The organism is Enterobacter sp. J49 (assembly GCF_002148625.1).
In the GTDB taxonomy this organism is placed as follows: Bacteria; Pseudomonadota; Gammaproteobacteria; order Enterobacterales; family Enterobacteriaceae; genus Enterobacter; species Enterobacter ludwigii.
Map to the genome: position 1 here is coordinate 574,767 of NZ_MWPY01000033.1, position 18,132 is coordinate 592,898.

The following is an 18,132-nucleotide window of genomic DNA, read 5'->3' on the forward strand; positions in this document are numbered from 1 at the left end:
AAAATAATGGGTGCTTTTTCCCAGGGATAGCTACATCCATTTGGTGGACATATCCACAGGAATCCGGACACCTGCAAGGAGAGGAAAATGAGTAACGTAAAAATTGTTGATGTCATCATTCGCAAAACGGCCGAGAAAACGAAATTAACCGGAGAGGGTAATTTGTCGGTTTCTATTTCTTCGCCAAGTGTGATTGAAATTCAGGGTTCTGCTCAGGATGTTGTGCGTTATGTTCGCCAGGGTAAAGACCTGCTTATTTATATGAAAGACGGCAGCGTTATTCGCTGCAATAACTATTTTGTTGAAGATCCGCAGACCCATAATCAATCAGAACTGGTCTTCAACGATCAGCAGGAACTGACGCATATTTCTTTTGCCGATGCCGGGGAAGCGTCTGGCGTTGCTGTTACCGAGTTAACCGCGCAGGCTACGCCGGTTGCCAGCATTGAGCCTTTCCTTGAGCAGGGAAGCGTTCTCAATGACGCGCCATGGGGATGGATTGCAGGCGCTGCGTTGGGCGGCGGTGCCATTGGCGCACTGCTGGCGCACGGGGGTGACGGCGAAACCAAAACCAAAGTCATCGACAACACCAAAGATGTTGAAAGCGCGACGCCGACCTTTTTGCTGACGGACAACGCGGGTGATAAGCAGGGTGTGCTGAGTGGCAAAGCGATCACGGACGACAACACCCCAACCTTTAGCGGTACCGGGCAGCCGGGCGCGACCATTCAGGTTAAAGACAGCAGCGGAAGCACCATTGCCAGCACTATGGTCGGGAAAGAGGGTACCTGGACCGTAAAACTCCCGACTCAGGCTGACGGCGAACATACCTGGTCTGTCGTGCAAATCGACGGGAGCAAAACGACGCAGGCGGGCAGCATTACCGTCACAATCTCTACCGCTGACGCCAGCATCACGCTGGGGACAACGGCCGGTGACAACGTGATCAATGCCAGCGAACACTCCGCTGGCTTTACGCTTTCCGGCACCAGCAAAAATCTGGCGCAGGGAACCGGGCTTACCGTCACGCTGAACGGCAAAACCTACACGGCGGAAGTGGGGGCCGGCGGCGCATGGAGTGTGAACGTGCCTGCCGCGGATGCACAGGCGCTGGGTGACGGCACCTGGACGGTGAACGTCAGCGGTAAAGACGCCGCGGGCAATACCGTGAGCGGCAGCCAGACGATAGGTGTGGATACCAACGCGCCAGCGCTTTCTGTTGATACGATTGCGCAGGACAACATCATCAACGCGGCTGAGCACAACCAGACGCTGACGCTCACCGGTAAAACCGATGCGGAAGCCGGCCAGATTGTGACGGTAACGCTCAACGGGAAAAATCATACCGCCACGGTGGGGAGCAATGGCACGTGGTCCGTTACGCTGCCCGCCAGCGAGGTGCAATCGCTGGCGAATGGCGACCATACGCTAACGGTGAACGTCAGCGATAAAGCGGGGAACGGATCTTCCACGACCGTCGATTTCACCGTGGACACCACCGCCCCGGTCGTGACGATTAACACCGTTGCTGAAGACAATATCCTCAATACCAGCGAGCAGGGCCAGGCGCAGATTATTTCCGGTACGGCGAGCGGTGCCGCAGCAGGGGATGTCGTGAGCGTAACCGTTGGCGGTCAGACCTTCACCGGTGTGGTGCAGGCGGACGGCAGCTGGAGCGTGGGTGTGCCTGCGTCCGTGCTGGGCTTACTGGGAGAAGGCAACCACAACATTACGGTTTCCGTTACCGATGCCGCGGGCAATACCGGCAGCGCCACACACGGCATTACGCTGAGCGGTAACCCACCGGAATTTACCGTTCATGCCATCAGCCAGGATAACGTTCTCAATGCTCAGGAGGCTATGCAGCCGCTGAGCCTGACCGGCACCAGCACGCTGCCAGACGGCAGCGCCATCACCGTGACGCTGAACAACGTCAATTATCAAACCGTTGTCGAGAACGGGAGCTGGTCAGTTCAGGTACCGGTTTCCGACGTCCTGCAACTGGCGAACACGCTGTACACCATCAGCGTCAGCGGTACCGACAGCGTGGGCAACAGCGGCTCAGCGGAGGCCACACTGCTGGTTGATACCGTGTTGCCACAGGTGGTCATCAATACCTTTGCCGGCGACAACCGGGTGAATAACGCCGAAGTGGCCGCCGATCAAACGATCAGCGGTCGTGTCACGGGTGCAGCGGCAGGGGATACGGTCTCTGTTTCCGTTGGCGGCAAGCATTACAGCGCCACCGTGGGTAGCGATCTGACCTGGAACCTCACTATCCCGTCTGCGGATCTCAGGGCATTCGGCGACGGCGACCTGACCATTACCGCGTCAGTCACCAACAGCCACGGCAATACGGGCAGCGGCGAGCGCGATATCAATATCAACGCGGCGCTGCCGGGTCTGCGCGTTAACACCCTTTCCGGTGATGACGTGATCAATGCCATTGAGCAGCATCAGGATCTTACCGTGACCGGCTCCAGCAGCCATCTGGCCGCAGGCACGCAGATCACCGTCACCATCAATAACGTCGACTATGTCACCGTGGTCAACGCCACCGGTGGCTGGCAGATTGGTGTCCCGGCGAGCGACCTCCAGTCCTGGACGCCGGGCCATATCGCGGTGCACGTCAGTGCAGAAGATGCGTGGGGCAATGCCGTTACCGCTGAACATCCGATCGAACTCGACCTGAACGCCGTGGCGGTTACTGTTGATGTCATCTCCGGTGATGACCGGCTGAACGCGGCGGAAAAAGGCAGCGATCTCACGCTCTCTGGCCAGACGCAGGGCGTGGAAGCCGGGCAGACTGTGGTGGTGAAATTCGCCGAACGGACCTATACCGCGCAGGTGCAGCAGGACGGCTCCTGGAGCCTGACCGTACCGGCCAGCGCCATGGAAACGTTGATTGACGGCCGCGCGCAGGTGAGCGTCAGCGTGACGAACGTTAACGGCAACAGCGCCGATGCGTCGCGCGTGGTGACGGTCGATACGCTGCCTCCGGACATCACGATCAATAATCTGACCGATGACAACATCATCAGTGCTGCCGAAGCGCAGCAGGATATCGTGTTAAGCGGTAGCAGCACGGCGGAAGCGGGCCAGACGGTCACCGTCGCGCTGGACGGTAAAACCTACCAGACCACCGTTCAACATGACGGTAGCTGGCAACTGACAGTACCTGCCGCGGACGTCGGCGCACTGGCCGATGGCACCGTCACGGTAACGGCAACCGTGAGCGATGTGGCAGGTAACAGCAGCAGCACGGATCGCGTCGGGCTGGTGGATGCCACCGTACCGCAGGTGACCATTAACGATTTTGTCACCGATACCAATACCATAAACCAGCTTGCCCATACCCAGGCGCAGGTCCTCAGCGGCTCCGTGACCGGAGCGGCAGCGGGTGATTGGGTCACGGTGACCATCAATAACGTGGATTACACCACTGTGGTGGATGCGGCGGGCAACTGGAGCCTCGGCCTGCCTGCGTCTGTGGTACAGGGCCTGGCGGACGGAACCTGGACGATTACGGTCTCTGTGACCGATCAATCTGGCAACACCGGCAGCAGTACGCTGGAGGTGGTGGTTAATACCGTGACGCCGCAGATAGGTATTCACACTCTGGCGGCGGACGACGTGATTAACGCCACGGAAAAAGGCGAAAACCTGCTGCTTTCCGGAACCAGCAACCAGCCAGAAGGCACCCCGATCACCGTGGCCCTGAATGGCATTCACTACACCGCCATTACGGATGCCAGCGGTAACTGGCGTGTTACCGTACCGGCCTCCGCAGTAAGCGCGCTGGGCGAGGCGCACTACACGGTGACGGCGAGCGTCACGGACAGTGTGGGTAACAGCGCGTCGGCCACGCACGATGTGCTGGTAGACAGCTCGCTGCCGGTGGTCACGCTCAACACGCTGGCGGGCGATAACATCATCAACGCGGCGGAACTGGCGGCAGGCCAGACCCTGACGGGGAAAGTCGCCAACGCGGCGGCAGGCGACATTGTCACCCTTACCCTGGGCGGCCAGACGTATACCGTTGCGGTGCAGGACGATCTTACCTGGAGCCTGCCGTTAACCCAGAGCCAGTTAACCGCGCTCGGTAACGGAGAGTTGACGGTTACGGCCAGCGTGACGAATGCGCACGGAAACACCGGTTCTGCCGCGCTGGACTTCACCATCGACGCCCAGTTGCCTGGTCTGCGTATTGATACCGTGGCGGGCGACGATGTTATCAATATCATCGAGCATGGGCAGAACCTGATTGTTTCCGGTACCAGCACCGATCTGGCGGCGGGCAGCAGCGTTACCGTGACCATTAACAACATTGAGTACGTCGCCACGGTCCTGGCCGACGGAACCTGGAAAGCGGCTGTGCCTGCGGCGGATGTCAGCCAGTGGGCGGACGGTCCTCTCGACATTACAGCCCGCGCACAGGATGCTTCCGCCAACCCGGTGAATATCGGGACCGTCGTGGATGTCGATCTCGCCCCGGTCGCGATAAGCGTTAACAGCGTGACCCCTGATAACGTGCTGAATGCGGCAGAGAAGGGACACGATCTGGCGCTCTCCGGCACCACGTCTGGGGTCGAAGCCGGTCAGACGGTGACGGTCACCTTTGGTGGCAAAAGCTACACCACCACCGTGGATGCGAATGGCAACTGGGCTTACACCGTTCCGGCTGCGGATGTAAGCGGCCTGAAAGAGGGCGATGCCCGCGTTCAGGTGAGCGTGAGCAACGTGAATGGCAACCCGGCCTCTTCGTCACACGAATTCAGCGTCGATACCACTGCGCCGACGGTCACCATCAATACGGTCAGTCACGACAACATGCTCAATGCGGCAGAGGCGGCACAGGATCTCACCCTGAGCGGCACCTCGACTGCCGAAGCGGGGCAGACGGTCACGGTGACCTTTAATGGCAATCAATACACCGCACAGGTACAGGCTGACGGCAGCTGGACGCTTGACGTGCCGGCAGCCGATCTGGCCGGTATCACCGACGGCACTGCCGTCGTTACGGCGGCCGTGTCGGATAAAGCCGGTAACCCGGCCAGCACGGATGCGTCTGTGCTGGTGGACACTACCGTGCCGCAGATCACCTTCAACACCGTTGCCGGTGATGACATTCTGAATATTGCTGAACACGGTCAGGCGCTGATCGTTTCTGGCACAGTCACCGGGGCACAGGCAGGCGACGTGATCACCGTGACGCTGAACGGTAAAAATTACAGCGCAATGCTGGACGCGTCCGGCAACTGGAGTATGGGTATTCCGGCGGCTGACGCGGGCGCGCTGGGCAATGGCGACCATACGATGTCTGCGACCCTCACCGACAAAGCGGGCAACAGCACCACGCAGACGCATGAGATTGCGGTTTCCCTGACCGCTCCGGTTATCGCTATCAATACCGTTGCGGGCGATGATGTGATCAATGCCATCGAGAAAGGCGAAGATCTGCAACTTTCCGGCACCAGCAACCAGCCGGACGGCACCACGATCGTCGTGACCCTGAATGGCATTAACTACACGGCCACGACTGACGCCAGCGGCAACTGGAGCGTGACGGTACCGGCAGCAAACGTCTCGGCGCTGGGCGAAGCGAACTACACGGTCACCGCGAGCGTGACCGATACAGCAGGCAACAGCGCGAGCACCAGCCATCAGGCACTTGTCGACAGTGCGCTACCGGTGGTGACCATTAACGCTGTCGCCATTGATGATGTCATCAATGCGGCGGAAGTGACTGCGGGACAGACCCTGAGCGGAAAAGTCAGCGGTGCCGCAAGTGGTGACACTGTCACGATTTCAATGGGGGGCAACACCTGGACCGCCACCGTTGAGGATGATCTGAGCTGGTCGGTCAATGTGCCGCCTGAAGTCTTAAAGGCCATTGGCAACGGCGATTTGACCGTGACGGCAAGCGTCACTAACGGTCACGGCAATACCGGCTCCGGCAGCCGCGACATCACCATTGATGCCAACCTGCCGGGTCTGCGGGTCGATACCGTGGCGGGCGACGATGTGATTAACAGCATCGAGCATGGTCAAAACCTGATTATTAGCGGCTCCAGTGATGGGCTGAAAACCGGCTCCGCGTTGACGGTGACCGTCAATGGTAAAACCTATGCCGCGACGGTTCTGGCCGACGGAACCTGGGCGGCAGCGATCCCGGCCGCCGACGTCAGCGCGCTGAACGCAGGCAAGGTGACGGTAACCGTTGAGGGTCAGAGCACCGCAGGAAACCCGGTGACGATCGCGCATGACGTCACGGTCGATCTGGCCGCGGTGGCGATCAGCGTCAATGCGATTGCCACCGACGACGTGATCAACGCGGCGGAAAAAGGCACGGACCTGGTCCTGTCGGGTACCACCACCAACGTCGAAGCCAACCAGACCGTGTATATCACCTTCGGCGGCAAGTCTTACACCGCGACCGTGGATGCCAGCGGTAACTGGACCGCTACCGTGCCTTCTGCTGATTTAGGCAGCCTGAAGGAGGGCGATGCCAGCGTGCAGGTTAGCGTTACCAACGTGAACGGCAACAGCGCGTCAGCGGGCCGTGAATACAGCGTGGATACGACCGCGCCGACGGTCTCTATCGACATTGTCAGCGACAACAACATCATTAATGCGTCTGAAGCGCAGCAGGATTTGGTGGTTAACGGCATCACAAACGCGGAAGCGGGACAGACCGTGACCGTGACGCTGAACGGCAAGGATTACACCACCACCGTGCAGGCGGATGGCAGCTGGAGCCTGAGCGTACCGTCAACCGACCTGAGCGGCATTACCGACGGAAACTACACCATCACCGCGGCGGTATCCGACAAAGCGGGTAACCCGGCCTCGGTGGATCGTGACGTGCTGGTGGATATCACGGTGCCACAGTTGACCATTCACACCGTTTCGGATGACGACGTCATCAACAGCGTTGAGCACGCGCAGGCGTTGATTGTCACCGGGTCTGTCACCGGCGCGGCAGCGGGTGATGTGGTCACCGTCGCCATCAATAATAAATCTTACACCGCCACGCTGGATGCCGCGGGCAACTGGAGCGTGGGAGTGCCTGCGGCCGACGTCAATGCTCTGGCCGCCGGGGATCACAGCATCACCGCGACCCTGACCGATAAAGCGGGCAACAGCAACAGTGCGACGCACGACGTGGCCGTCAACCTTACCGCTCCGGTGCTGACCATTGACACCGTTTCAGACGACGATGTCATCAATAGCACCGAGAAAACGCAGGATCTCACCCTCACCGGCACCGCGTCAGGTCTGGCGGCGGGCGCGCTCGTCACCGTGATGCTGAACGGCAAAGCCTACAGCGCGACGGTTGATGATAACGGGCTGTGGACGGCTACCGTTCCGGCGGATCAGGTCGGCGCACTGGGTGAAGCGATCTACACCCTCACCGCGTCTGCTACCGATGCTGTTGGCAACAGTACCAGCGTGACTCACACCGTGAACGTGGAGTCTGTCCTGCCGGGTGTCACCATCAACACCGTGGCTGGCGACGATATTATCAATACCGCGGAGCTGGCGACCGGCCAGACTCTCAGCGGTACCGTGGTGAACGCCGAGGCGGGCAACACCGTCACCGTGACCCTCGGCGGTAACACCCTGACCGCAACGGTGCAGGATGACCTGACCTGGTCCGTCAACGTCCCGCAGTCCGTGTTAACCGCACTGGGTAACGGCGAACTGACCGTCACCGCCAGCGTGACTAACGGCGTGGGCAACAGCGGCACCGGCGAGCGCGATATCACCATCGATGCCAGCCTGCCGGGCCTGCGCGTGGATACCGTAGCGGGTGACGATGTGATCAACAGCATCGAGCATGGTCAGAACCTGATCGTGACCGGCACCAGCGAAGGACTGGCGGCAGGGACCGCACTGACCGTAACGGTAAATAATAAAACCTATCCGGCCACCGTGCTGGCTGACGGCACCTGGAGTGCGGCTCTTCCGGCGGCCGATGTTGGCGCGCTGGCGGCAGGCACGGTAGCTGTCACCGTTGAGGGGCAGAACAGCGCCGGTACGCCGGTGTCTATTAGCCACAATGTGACGGTGGACCTTGCGGCGGTCGCCATCGGGATTGACGCCATTGCCACGGATGATGTGATTAACGCGGCTGAGAAGGGTGCGGACCTGGTGCTCTCTGGCACCACCTCCAACGTGGAGGAGAATCAGACCGTCAGCATCCTCTTCGGCGGTAAAACCTATACGGCGTCGGTGGATGCCGACGGCAAATGGACGGCGACGGTGCCGTCTGCTGACCTGACCGGTCTGAAAGAGGGCGATGCCAGCGTGCAGGTGAGCGTCACCAACGTCAACGGCAACAGCGCGTCTGCGGGCCGCGAGTACAGCGTGGACACCACCGCGCCGTCCGTAACGATTAACACCCTGGCGGCTGACGACATCCTGAATGCGACCGAAGCGAAAGCTGACCTGACGGTGTCCGGTACCAGCACCGCCGAAGCGGGCCAGACGGTCACTGTAAGCCTGAACGGGAAGGACTACACCACTACCGTGGGGGCAGACGGCAACTGGACGCTGGACGTTCCGGCAGCCGACCTGGCGGCGCTTACGGACGGCAGCGTGACCGTGACGGCCGCCGTCAGTGACAAGGCGTGTAACCCGGCCTCGGTGGCTCACAACCTGGCTGTTGACGTGACGGTACCGGTCGTGACCATCAACACCGTGGCGGGCGACGACGTGATTAACGTGGCTGAGCATGCGCAGGCGCAGATCGTCAGCGGCTCCGCCACCGGCGCGGCGCCGGGCGATAAAGTCACCGTGACCCTTGGCAGCCAGACCTCCACCACCGTGCTGGACGCCGCGGGTAACTGGAGCGTAGGCGTTCCGGCGAACGTGATTTCAGGCCTCAGCGACGGCACCGTGACGGTCAGCGTCAGCGTCACCGATGCCGCGGGCAATACCGGATCTGGCACCCATAACGTGACCGTCGATACCGGGCTGCCTTCCGTGGGCTTCGATACCCTGAGTGGCGACAATGTGCTGAACGCGGTGGAGAAAGGTCAGGATCTGAGCGTCAGCGGTACCAGCGCCAACCTTGCGGAAGGCACCCTGGTCACCGTGACCCTGAACGGTAAACAGTACACGGCAACAACCGCGGCGGACGGCGGCTGGAGCCTGACGATACCGGCAGCGGATCTGGCCGCGCTGGGTGAGGCGAACTACACCCTGAGCGCAACCGCGACGAACACCGTGGGGAACAGCGTCAGCAATACGGCGAACCTGCAGGTCGACACCGCGCTGCCAACCGTCATCATCAACACCGTGGCCGGTGACAACGTGATCAATGCGGCGGAAGTGGCTGCCGGTCAAACCCTGAGCGGTACCGTTGCCCACGCCGAAGCGGGCAATACCGTCACCGTTACGATGGGCGGTAACAGCTGGACGGCGACGGTGCAGGATGACCTGACCTGGTCCGTCAACGTGCCTTCAGAGGTGCTGACGGCGCTGGGTAACGGCGGACTGAGCGTGACGGCCACCGTCACCAACGGACACGGCAATACCGGTTCCGGCGAACGCGATATCACCATTGACGCCAGCCTGCCGGGCCTGCGTGTCGATACCGTGGCAGGCGACGATGTGATTAACAGCATCGAGCATGGCCAGAACCTGATTGTCAGCGGCTCCAGCGATGGGCTGGCAGCGGGCACGGCACTGACCGTCACCGTGAACGGCAAAACCTATGCGGCGTCCGTACTGGCGGACGGGACCTGGAACACAGCCGTGCCGGCCGCAGACGTCAGCGCGTGGCCGGAAGGCACCGTGAAAATTACCGTTACCGGCGATAGCCCGACGGGCAACCCGATGACCATCAGCCACGACGTGACGGTGGATCTGGCGACCGTGGCGATCAGCATTAACGCCATCGCTACCGATGACGTGATTAACGCGGCGGAAAAAGGGACCGATCTGGTGCTGTCAGGTGCGACCACCAACGTGGAAGCCGGACAGACCGTCTCCCTCGCCATGGGCGGTAAAATCTATACCACCACTGTCGATGCCAGCGGTAACTGGACGGCGACGGTACCGTCTGCTGACCTGGCCGGTCTGAAAGAGGGCGATGCCAGCGTGCAGGTGAGCGTCACCAACGTCAACGGCAACAGCGCGTCTGCGGGCCGCGAGTACAGCGTGGACACCACCGCGCCGTCCGTAACGATTAACACCCTGGCGGCTGACGACATCCTGAATGCGACCGAAGCGAAAGCTGACCTGACGGTGTCCGGTACCAGCACCGCCGAAGCGGGCCAGACGGTCACCGTGAGCCTGAACGGGAAGAACTACACCACCACCGTGGGCGCAGACGGCAACTGGACGCTGGACGTTCCGGCAGCCGACCTGGCGGCGCTTACGGACGGCAGCGTGACCGTGACGGCCGCCGTCAGTGACAAGGCGGGTAACCCGGCCTCGGTGGATCATAACCTGGCTGTTGACGTGACGGTGCCGGTCGTGACCATCAACACCGTGGCGGGCGACGACGTGATTAACGTGGCTGAGCATGCGCAGGCGCAGATCGTCAGCGGCTCCGCCACCGGCGCGGCGGCGGGCGATAAAGTCACCGTGACCCTTGGCAGCCAGACCTACACCACCGTGCTGGACGCCGCGGGCAACTGGAGCGTCGGCGTTCCGGCGAACGTGATTTCCGGCCGCAGCCGGATGGCACCGTGACGGTCAGCGTCAGCGTCACCGATGCCGCAGGCAATACCGGATCCGGCACCCATAACGTGACCGTCGATACCGGGCTGCCTTCCGTGGGCTTCGATACCCTCAGCGGCGACAACGTGCTGAACGCGGTGGAGACAGGTCAGGATCTGAGCGTCAGCGGTAACAGCGCCAACCTTGCGGAAGGTACCCTGGTCACCGTGACCCTGAACGGTAAACAGTACACGGCAACAACCGCGGCGGACGGCGGCTGGAGCCTGACGATACCGGCAGCGGATCTGGCCGCGCTGGGTGAGGCGAACTACACCCTGAGCGCAACCGCGACGAACACCGTGGGAAACAGCGTCAGCAATACGGCGAACCTGCAGGTCGACACCGCGCTGCCGACCGTCATCATCAACACCGTGGCCGGTGACAACGTCATCAATGCGGCGGAAGTGGCAGCAGGCCAGACGATCGGCGGGAAAGTGGTGAACGCCGAAGCGGGTAATACCGTGACGGTCTCTGTCGGTGGCAATACCTACACCACAACGGTACAGAGCGATCTGAGCTGGTCCGTTGATGTCCCGCAGTCCGTGCTGACCGCGCTGGGTAATGGCGACCTGACCATCACCGCAACGGTTACCAACGGACACGGCAATACCGGTTCCGGCGAGCGTGATATCTCCATCGATGCCAGCCTGCCGGGCCTGCGAGTCGATACCGTGGCAGGCGACGATGTGATCAACAGCATTGAGCATGGTCAGAACCTGATTGTCAGCGGCTCCAGCGATGGGCTGGCAGCGGGGACCATGCTTACGGTAACGGTGAACGGCAAAACCTATGCGGCGTCCGTACTGGCGGACGGGACCTGGAACGCGGCTATTCCGGCGACGGATGTAAGCGCGCTGCCGGCAGGAACGGTAACCGTTACCGTTGCAGGCCAAAGCACCACGGGCAACCTGGTGACCATCAGCCATGACGTCACTGTTGATCTGGCGGCCGTCGCCATCAGCATTGATACCATTGCCGTTGACGATGTGATTAACGCGGCGGAGAAAGGGGCAGATCTGCTGCTTTCCGGCACCACCAGCAACGTGGAAGCCAACCAGACCGTCAGCATCACCTTTGGCGGCAAGCACTACACGGCCACCGTTGATGCCAGCGGTAACTGGACGGCGACGGTACCGTCTGCTGACCTGGCCGGTCTGAAAGACGGCGATGCCAGCGTACAGGTGAGCGTCACCAACGTGAACGGCAACAGCGCCTCAGCAGGGCGCGAATACAGCGTCGATGCGACCGCGCCTGGCGTGACGATTGATACGGTTGCCGGCGACAACGTGATCAACGCCAGCGAAGCGTCTGCAGGTGTGGCCATCACCGGCACCACCACGGCAGAAGCGGGTCAGACGGTCACCGTAACGCTCGGTGATAGGCAGTACACCGCGCAGGTTCAGGCAGGCGGTACGTGGAGTGTGAATGTGCCCGGGGCCGACCTGACTGCGATGGCCGACAACGGCTACACCGTACAGGTTAGCGTGAGCGATGCGGCCGGTAACCCAGGCAGTGCGGATAAAGCCATTACCCTTGACACCACACCACCGGTGATCAGCTTTAACGCGGTCGCCGTTGATGATGTGATCAACAGCGTGGAGCATGCGCAGGCGCAGATCGTCAGCGGTAGTGCAACCGGTGCAAACGTCGGCGACAGGCTGGTGATTACCGTCGGGTCTCATCAGTACACGACAACGGTGGATGCGAGCGGCAACTGGAGTGTGGGCGTACCGGCCAGCGTAATTTCCTCGCTGGCTGACGGCACTGCGACCCTCAGCGCAACCATTACCGACAGTGCGGGCAACAGCAGCACGAAGACCCATGATGTGGTGGTCAACACGGCCTCGGTGGCGCTGACCGTGAATACCATTGCCGGCGACGACGTGATCAACGCGGCAGAAGCTGGAACCTCGCTGGTGATTAACGGCTCGAGCGCACAGTTTGCCAGCGGGACGCAGGTCACGGTAACCCTGAACGGTAAAAGCTACACCGCCACCATTCAGAGCGACGGCTCCTGGACGACTACCGTGCCGGCTGCTGATGTGGGCGCACTGACCGATGGCGGACATTATCCTGTCTCCGTTGCTGCCCAGGACAGCGCGGGCAACAGCGCGTCGGCAACGCACAGCATCAGCGTGGATACCACCGCGCCGGTGATCGGCGTGAATACGCTCTCTGGCGACGACGTGTTAAATGCAGCAGAAGCACAGCAGCCGCTGACCGTGCACGGTTCTACCAGCGCGGAAGCCGGGCAGACCGTTACCGTAACGCTGGGGGGTAAAACCTACAGCGCAACGGTGGCGAACGATGGTACGTGGACGCTGGATGTGCCAGCCGCCGACCTGGCGGCCCTGAATGAAGGGGCGCTGACGCTGACCGCTTCAGTCAACGATAAAGCGGGTAACAGCGGACAGACCACTCACACCCTGACGGTGGATACCGTGGCGCCAACCGTAACGATCGGCACTGTGGCGGATGACGATATTGTCAATAACGCTGAGCAGCTGGCAGGCCAGACCATCAGCGGCACCACCACGGCGGAAGAGGGCCAGACGGTGACGGTTTCCTTCAACGATCACAACTATCAGGCGACCGTGGGGGCGGACGGCTCGTGGTCGGTCTTTGTGCCGGGACATGACTTCCTCGGCCTGAGCGACGGGAATTACACCCTAACGGCGACGGTGAACGACAAGGCCGGTAACCCGGGCAGCGCGACGCACGACGTGACGCTGAACGGTGATGTCCCGACCATAACTATCCACACCTTTGCGCAGGACGATATCGTCAGCGCCGCTGAACATGGTACCCCTCTGGTGGTCAGTGGTACCACCGACGCGCCTGCGGGCCAGACGGTGACCATCACCCTGAACGGCAAAACCTACACCACAACCGTGCAGGCTGACGGTAGCTGGAACTACACCGTAGGCAGTGCAGACGTGACCGCGCTGGCAGACGGAGGATCGTATGTGATCCATGCCCAGGTGAGTAACACCATCGGTAACACTGCCAGCGACGATCACACCGTGACCGTGGATCTGACCGCGCCGTCAATGGGGATCAGTATCGACGCCCTGCAAAACGATACCGGGCTGAGCGCGAGTGATTTCATCACCAACGACAGCCAGATTATTGTTAACGGTTCATTGACCGCGCAGCTCGGCAATAACGAGAAAGCGCAGATCAGCGTGGACGGCGGGGCGAGCTGGATTGACCTGGCCGTCACGGGCACCACCTGGCGCTACACCGATGGCCGCACCCTGACGGACGGTACGTATCAGTACCAGGTCCGCGTGATTGATAACGCGGGTAACGTAGGGGCAACGGACAGCCAGAACGTGGTGGTGGATCTCACCGCGCCTGCGGCGACGACCATTACGGTCGATTCCGTCAGTCAGGATACCGGTTTGTCTGGCAGCGACTTTATCACCAGCGATAACCAGATCAGCCTGAAAGGGACGCTCGGTGCGGCGCTGGGGAGTGGCGATCACGCGCAGATCAGCCTCGACGGCGGCGTAACCTGGACGGATGTCAGCGTCAGCGGACTGAGCTGGACCTGGGTTGATACCCGCACGCTGGCGGACGGCGATTATAACTATCAGCTTCGCGTGATTGACGATGCGGGCAATATCAGCGCCACCACCAGCCAGGTGGTCACCATTGATACCGTGGCACCCGATGCCAGTAAAACCATCGCCATTGACAGCATCAGCGATGACACTGGCCTGAGCAGCAGCGACTTTATCACCCATGATACCTCGCTGACGCTGCATGGCTCGCTCGGGGCGACGCTGGCTGACGGCGAATATGCGCAAATCAGCATCGACGGTGGCGTGACCTGGCAGAACGTGATTGTCACCGGCAACAGCTGGTACTACGTGGACGGCCGTACGTTGGGTAATGCCACTTATGACTATTATGTGCGCGTGGTGGATGCCGCAGGTAACGTGGGATCCAGTGCCCATCAGCAGGTGACTGTCGATACGGTCGCCCCGGATGCGGCGATTACGGTGACCGTGGATAACATCACCGTGGATACCGGCTTTGACAACAACGACTTCCTGACCAGTTCAACGTCATACACCCTGAACGGGACGCTGGGGGCGCAACCCGGTGCGGGTGAGTATGTTCAGGTCAGTATGGATGGCGGCACCACCTGGGTTAACGCGACGGTGAATGGCACACAGTGGAGCTATAACGACACGCGTACCCTGGCCGACGGTAGCTACAACTATCAGGTGCGGGTGGTCGATCTGGCCGGAAACGTCGGGGCTACCACGTCGCAGACGGTCACGGTTGATACCCATGCGCCTCAGTACGGCATCACCATTGACAGCATCAGTGAAGATACCGGGCAGTCCGGCACTGATTTCATCACCATGGACACTACGCTTACGCTCAACGGCTCGCTTGGCAGCGCGCTGGCCAATGATGAACGCGTGCAGATTAGCCTGGACGGCGGGAATACCTGGACAGATGCAACGGTAACCAACCAGCGCTGGAGCTACACCGATACCCGCGATCTGGCTGACGGTGATTACACCTATCAGGTGCGGATTATCGACCAGGCGGGCAACGTGGGCTCAACCTCATCGCAGGTGGTGACGGTGGATACCACGCCGCCAACCACCGTGGGAACCGTGGTGAGCTATACCGATGGCGAAGGTGAGCGTCTGGGCTCCTTTGGCAGCGCGATGGCGACGGATGACAGCTCGCCGCTGATCAACGGAACGCTGAACCGCGCGCCGGATGACGGTGAGATTGTGCAGCTTTATCGTGACGGGATCCTGCTGGGCAAGGTCACGATGAACGGTAGCGCAAGCTGGTCCTTCCAGGATAACGGCCTGAGCGATGGCAATCATACGTATATCCTGCGGGTAACCGATAAAGCCGGTAACTATACGGAATCGGACGGGTTTGTACTGAACGTCGATACCAGTATCCCGACCACCACGGCGGCAATTACCGCGCAGACAACATCGGATACCACGCCGATTGTCAGCGGAACGGTCTCCGCGGATCTGGTGAACGGCGAGTACCTGGTGGTGAATGTGAACGGTAAAACCTACACCTCGCAGACGGGCGGCGCGGTGGTGGTCGATCCGGATCACAACACCTGGTATCTGCAGATCCCGGACAGCGATGCACTGAGCGTTGCCAGCTATAACGTAACGGCACAGGTGAAGAGCAGCGCGGGTAACGGCAATACCACCGGGACGGCGAGCGGCAGCCTGGTGATTGACACCACCACGGTGAATACCAGCTGGGCCACCACGGCGGGTAACAGCGAAAACTCGACCATGACCGTCGGCATGAACAGCAGCGGCCTGTGGAATATCATTGCTAACGGACAGTCCTATTCCAGCAGTGATGATTCAACCTACGCGGCGAACGCGCTAACCAATACGCGTGGCTTCCCTGCCGTAAGCCAGACCGCCGCCGATTTCGACCGTAACGGCACGCAGGACATCTTTGCGACTGAAACCACCTACGGCGGGTCTACACAGGTGATGTGGACCTACGATGGCAGCACTTACAACGCCAGCCAACTGGGTATGGGAACCACTATCTGGTACGGCGGTGTCATTGCCTACGATAAAACCGGTGACGGGTATCTGGACCTTGCGTATGGCGATGCCGGTGCGGACTCCATTACCTACCTTATTAACAACAAGGGGGTACTCACGCCGGATGGGAACTATGGCGGCGCCGGGTTCTGGGGACAATTCACCACCATGCGTGAAATCTCCGGCGTCGACCTGAATAACGACGGCACCGTGGATGTGGTTCAGCACACCAACCGCAGCGGCGCGTACTCGCTTACCGTGATTAACAACAACGGTAACGGGACGTTATCCCTCGGTCAGAACCTGACTAACGTGTTTGTGGCAAACGTGGCGAATACCACCACAGCGGCGTCGATGACGTGGGCGGATTTCAACGGCGATGGCTACATGGATCTGTACCTGGGCAGCAGCTACAACAACAACGGCGGGGGGATCTACTACAACGACGGTACCGGGAAACTGTCCACCACCAAGAGCGCGGTTGAGGCGTCTAACGCGTCAGCAGGGTATCTGTCGGTGGCGGTGGACTGGAACGCTGACGGCCAGATGGACGTCATCAAGCTCAGTACCTACAGCGGATCGCAGACCGCAACCCTGTTTACCAACAACGGTTACGGTTCAAGCTGGACATCAAGTCAGCTGGCTTCCGGACTGGCGAACGTCACCGGTGTGGCCGCCGTGGATTACAACTGGGACGGCGCGCAGGATCTGCTGGTGTCGCAGCAGAACGGCAAAGTGGTGCTGGTGCAAAACAGCAAGACCGTTGCCGACGGCACGGCGATGCATCTGCACATTGTCGACAGTGAGGGTATCAACGCCTACTACGGTAATACGGTCAATCTGTATAACGCGGCGGGCGTACTGGTGGCCTCGCAGATCATCAACGCCCAGTCCGGTATCGGTTCGAACGATACCTCTGCACTGGTGAGTTTCTACGGTCTGGATCCGAATGAAACTTACTCGGCCGAGATCCTGAAAATCACCAATGGCGTGTCGGATAACGTCACCTGGAGCGGTCTGGAAGCCGGCAACGGCAAAGAGGGCTACGTCCTCACTGCCGAAGCAGCAACCGGAGGGCACAGCGGGACACTTACCGGTACTGGGTATAATGATACCTTTATCGCCGAGGACGGCACGTATACCTATAACGGTTCCGGCGGCTGGACGACCCACTCGGATCACGACACCTGGAGCAACACCGGGGGTATGGACGTGGTGGACTACCGCAATGCGACGTCCGGCGTGACCGTCGACCTGCGTCTTTCTACCGCGCAGGACACCGGGTTTGGTACCTCACGCCTGCTGAACATTGAGGGCATTAACGGCTCGGACTTTGACGATGTCATTACCGGCAACAGTGGTAACAACCAGTTCGAAGGCCGTGGCGGTAACGACACGTTCAATATTGGCAGCGGCGGTCACGATACGCTGCTCTACACGTTGATCAACGCCTCCAATGCCACAGGCGGTAACGGCAGTGATGTGGTGAACGGCTTTACGGTAGGCACCTGGGAAGGCACGGCGGATACGGACCGTATTGACCTGCGCGACCTGCTTTCAGGCAGCGGCTACACCGGTACGGGCTCAGCGAGCTATGTGAACGGGGTCGCCACGCTGGACGGCAGTGCGGGGAATATCACCGATTACATCCGCGTGGTGCAAAACGGCAGCAATACCGAAATCCAGGTTGACCTGGACGGTAGCGGCGGCCAGTTCTCACCCACAACGCTGGTCACGCTGAACGGCGTGCAGACCGATCTGGCTACGCTGCTGGCAAATCATCAACTGTTAATTGCGTAAAACTATGCCGCGAGGAGCGATCCTCGCGGCCTTTTGC

General features: G+C 60.6%; 1 pseudogene. It reads left to right on the forward strand.

Going from position 1 to position 18,132, the window contains the following annotated elements:
* Positions 1-87: 87 nt before the first annotated feature.
* Positions 88-18,095: pseudogene (locus BJP35_RS15740) on the forward strand (Ig-like domain-containing protein).
* The last annotated feature ends 37 nt before the right edge of the window (positions 18,096-18,132 follow it).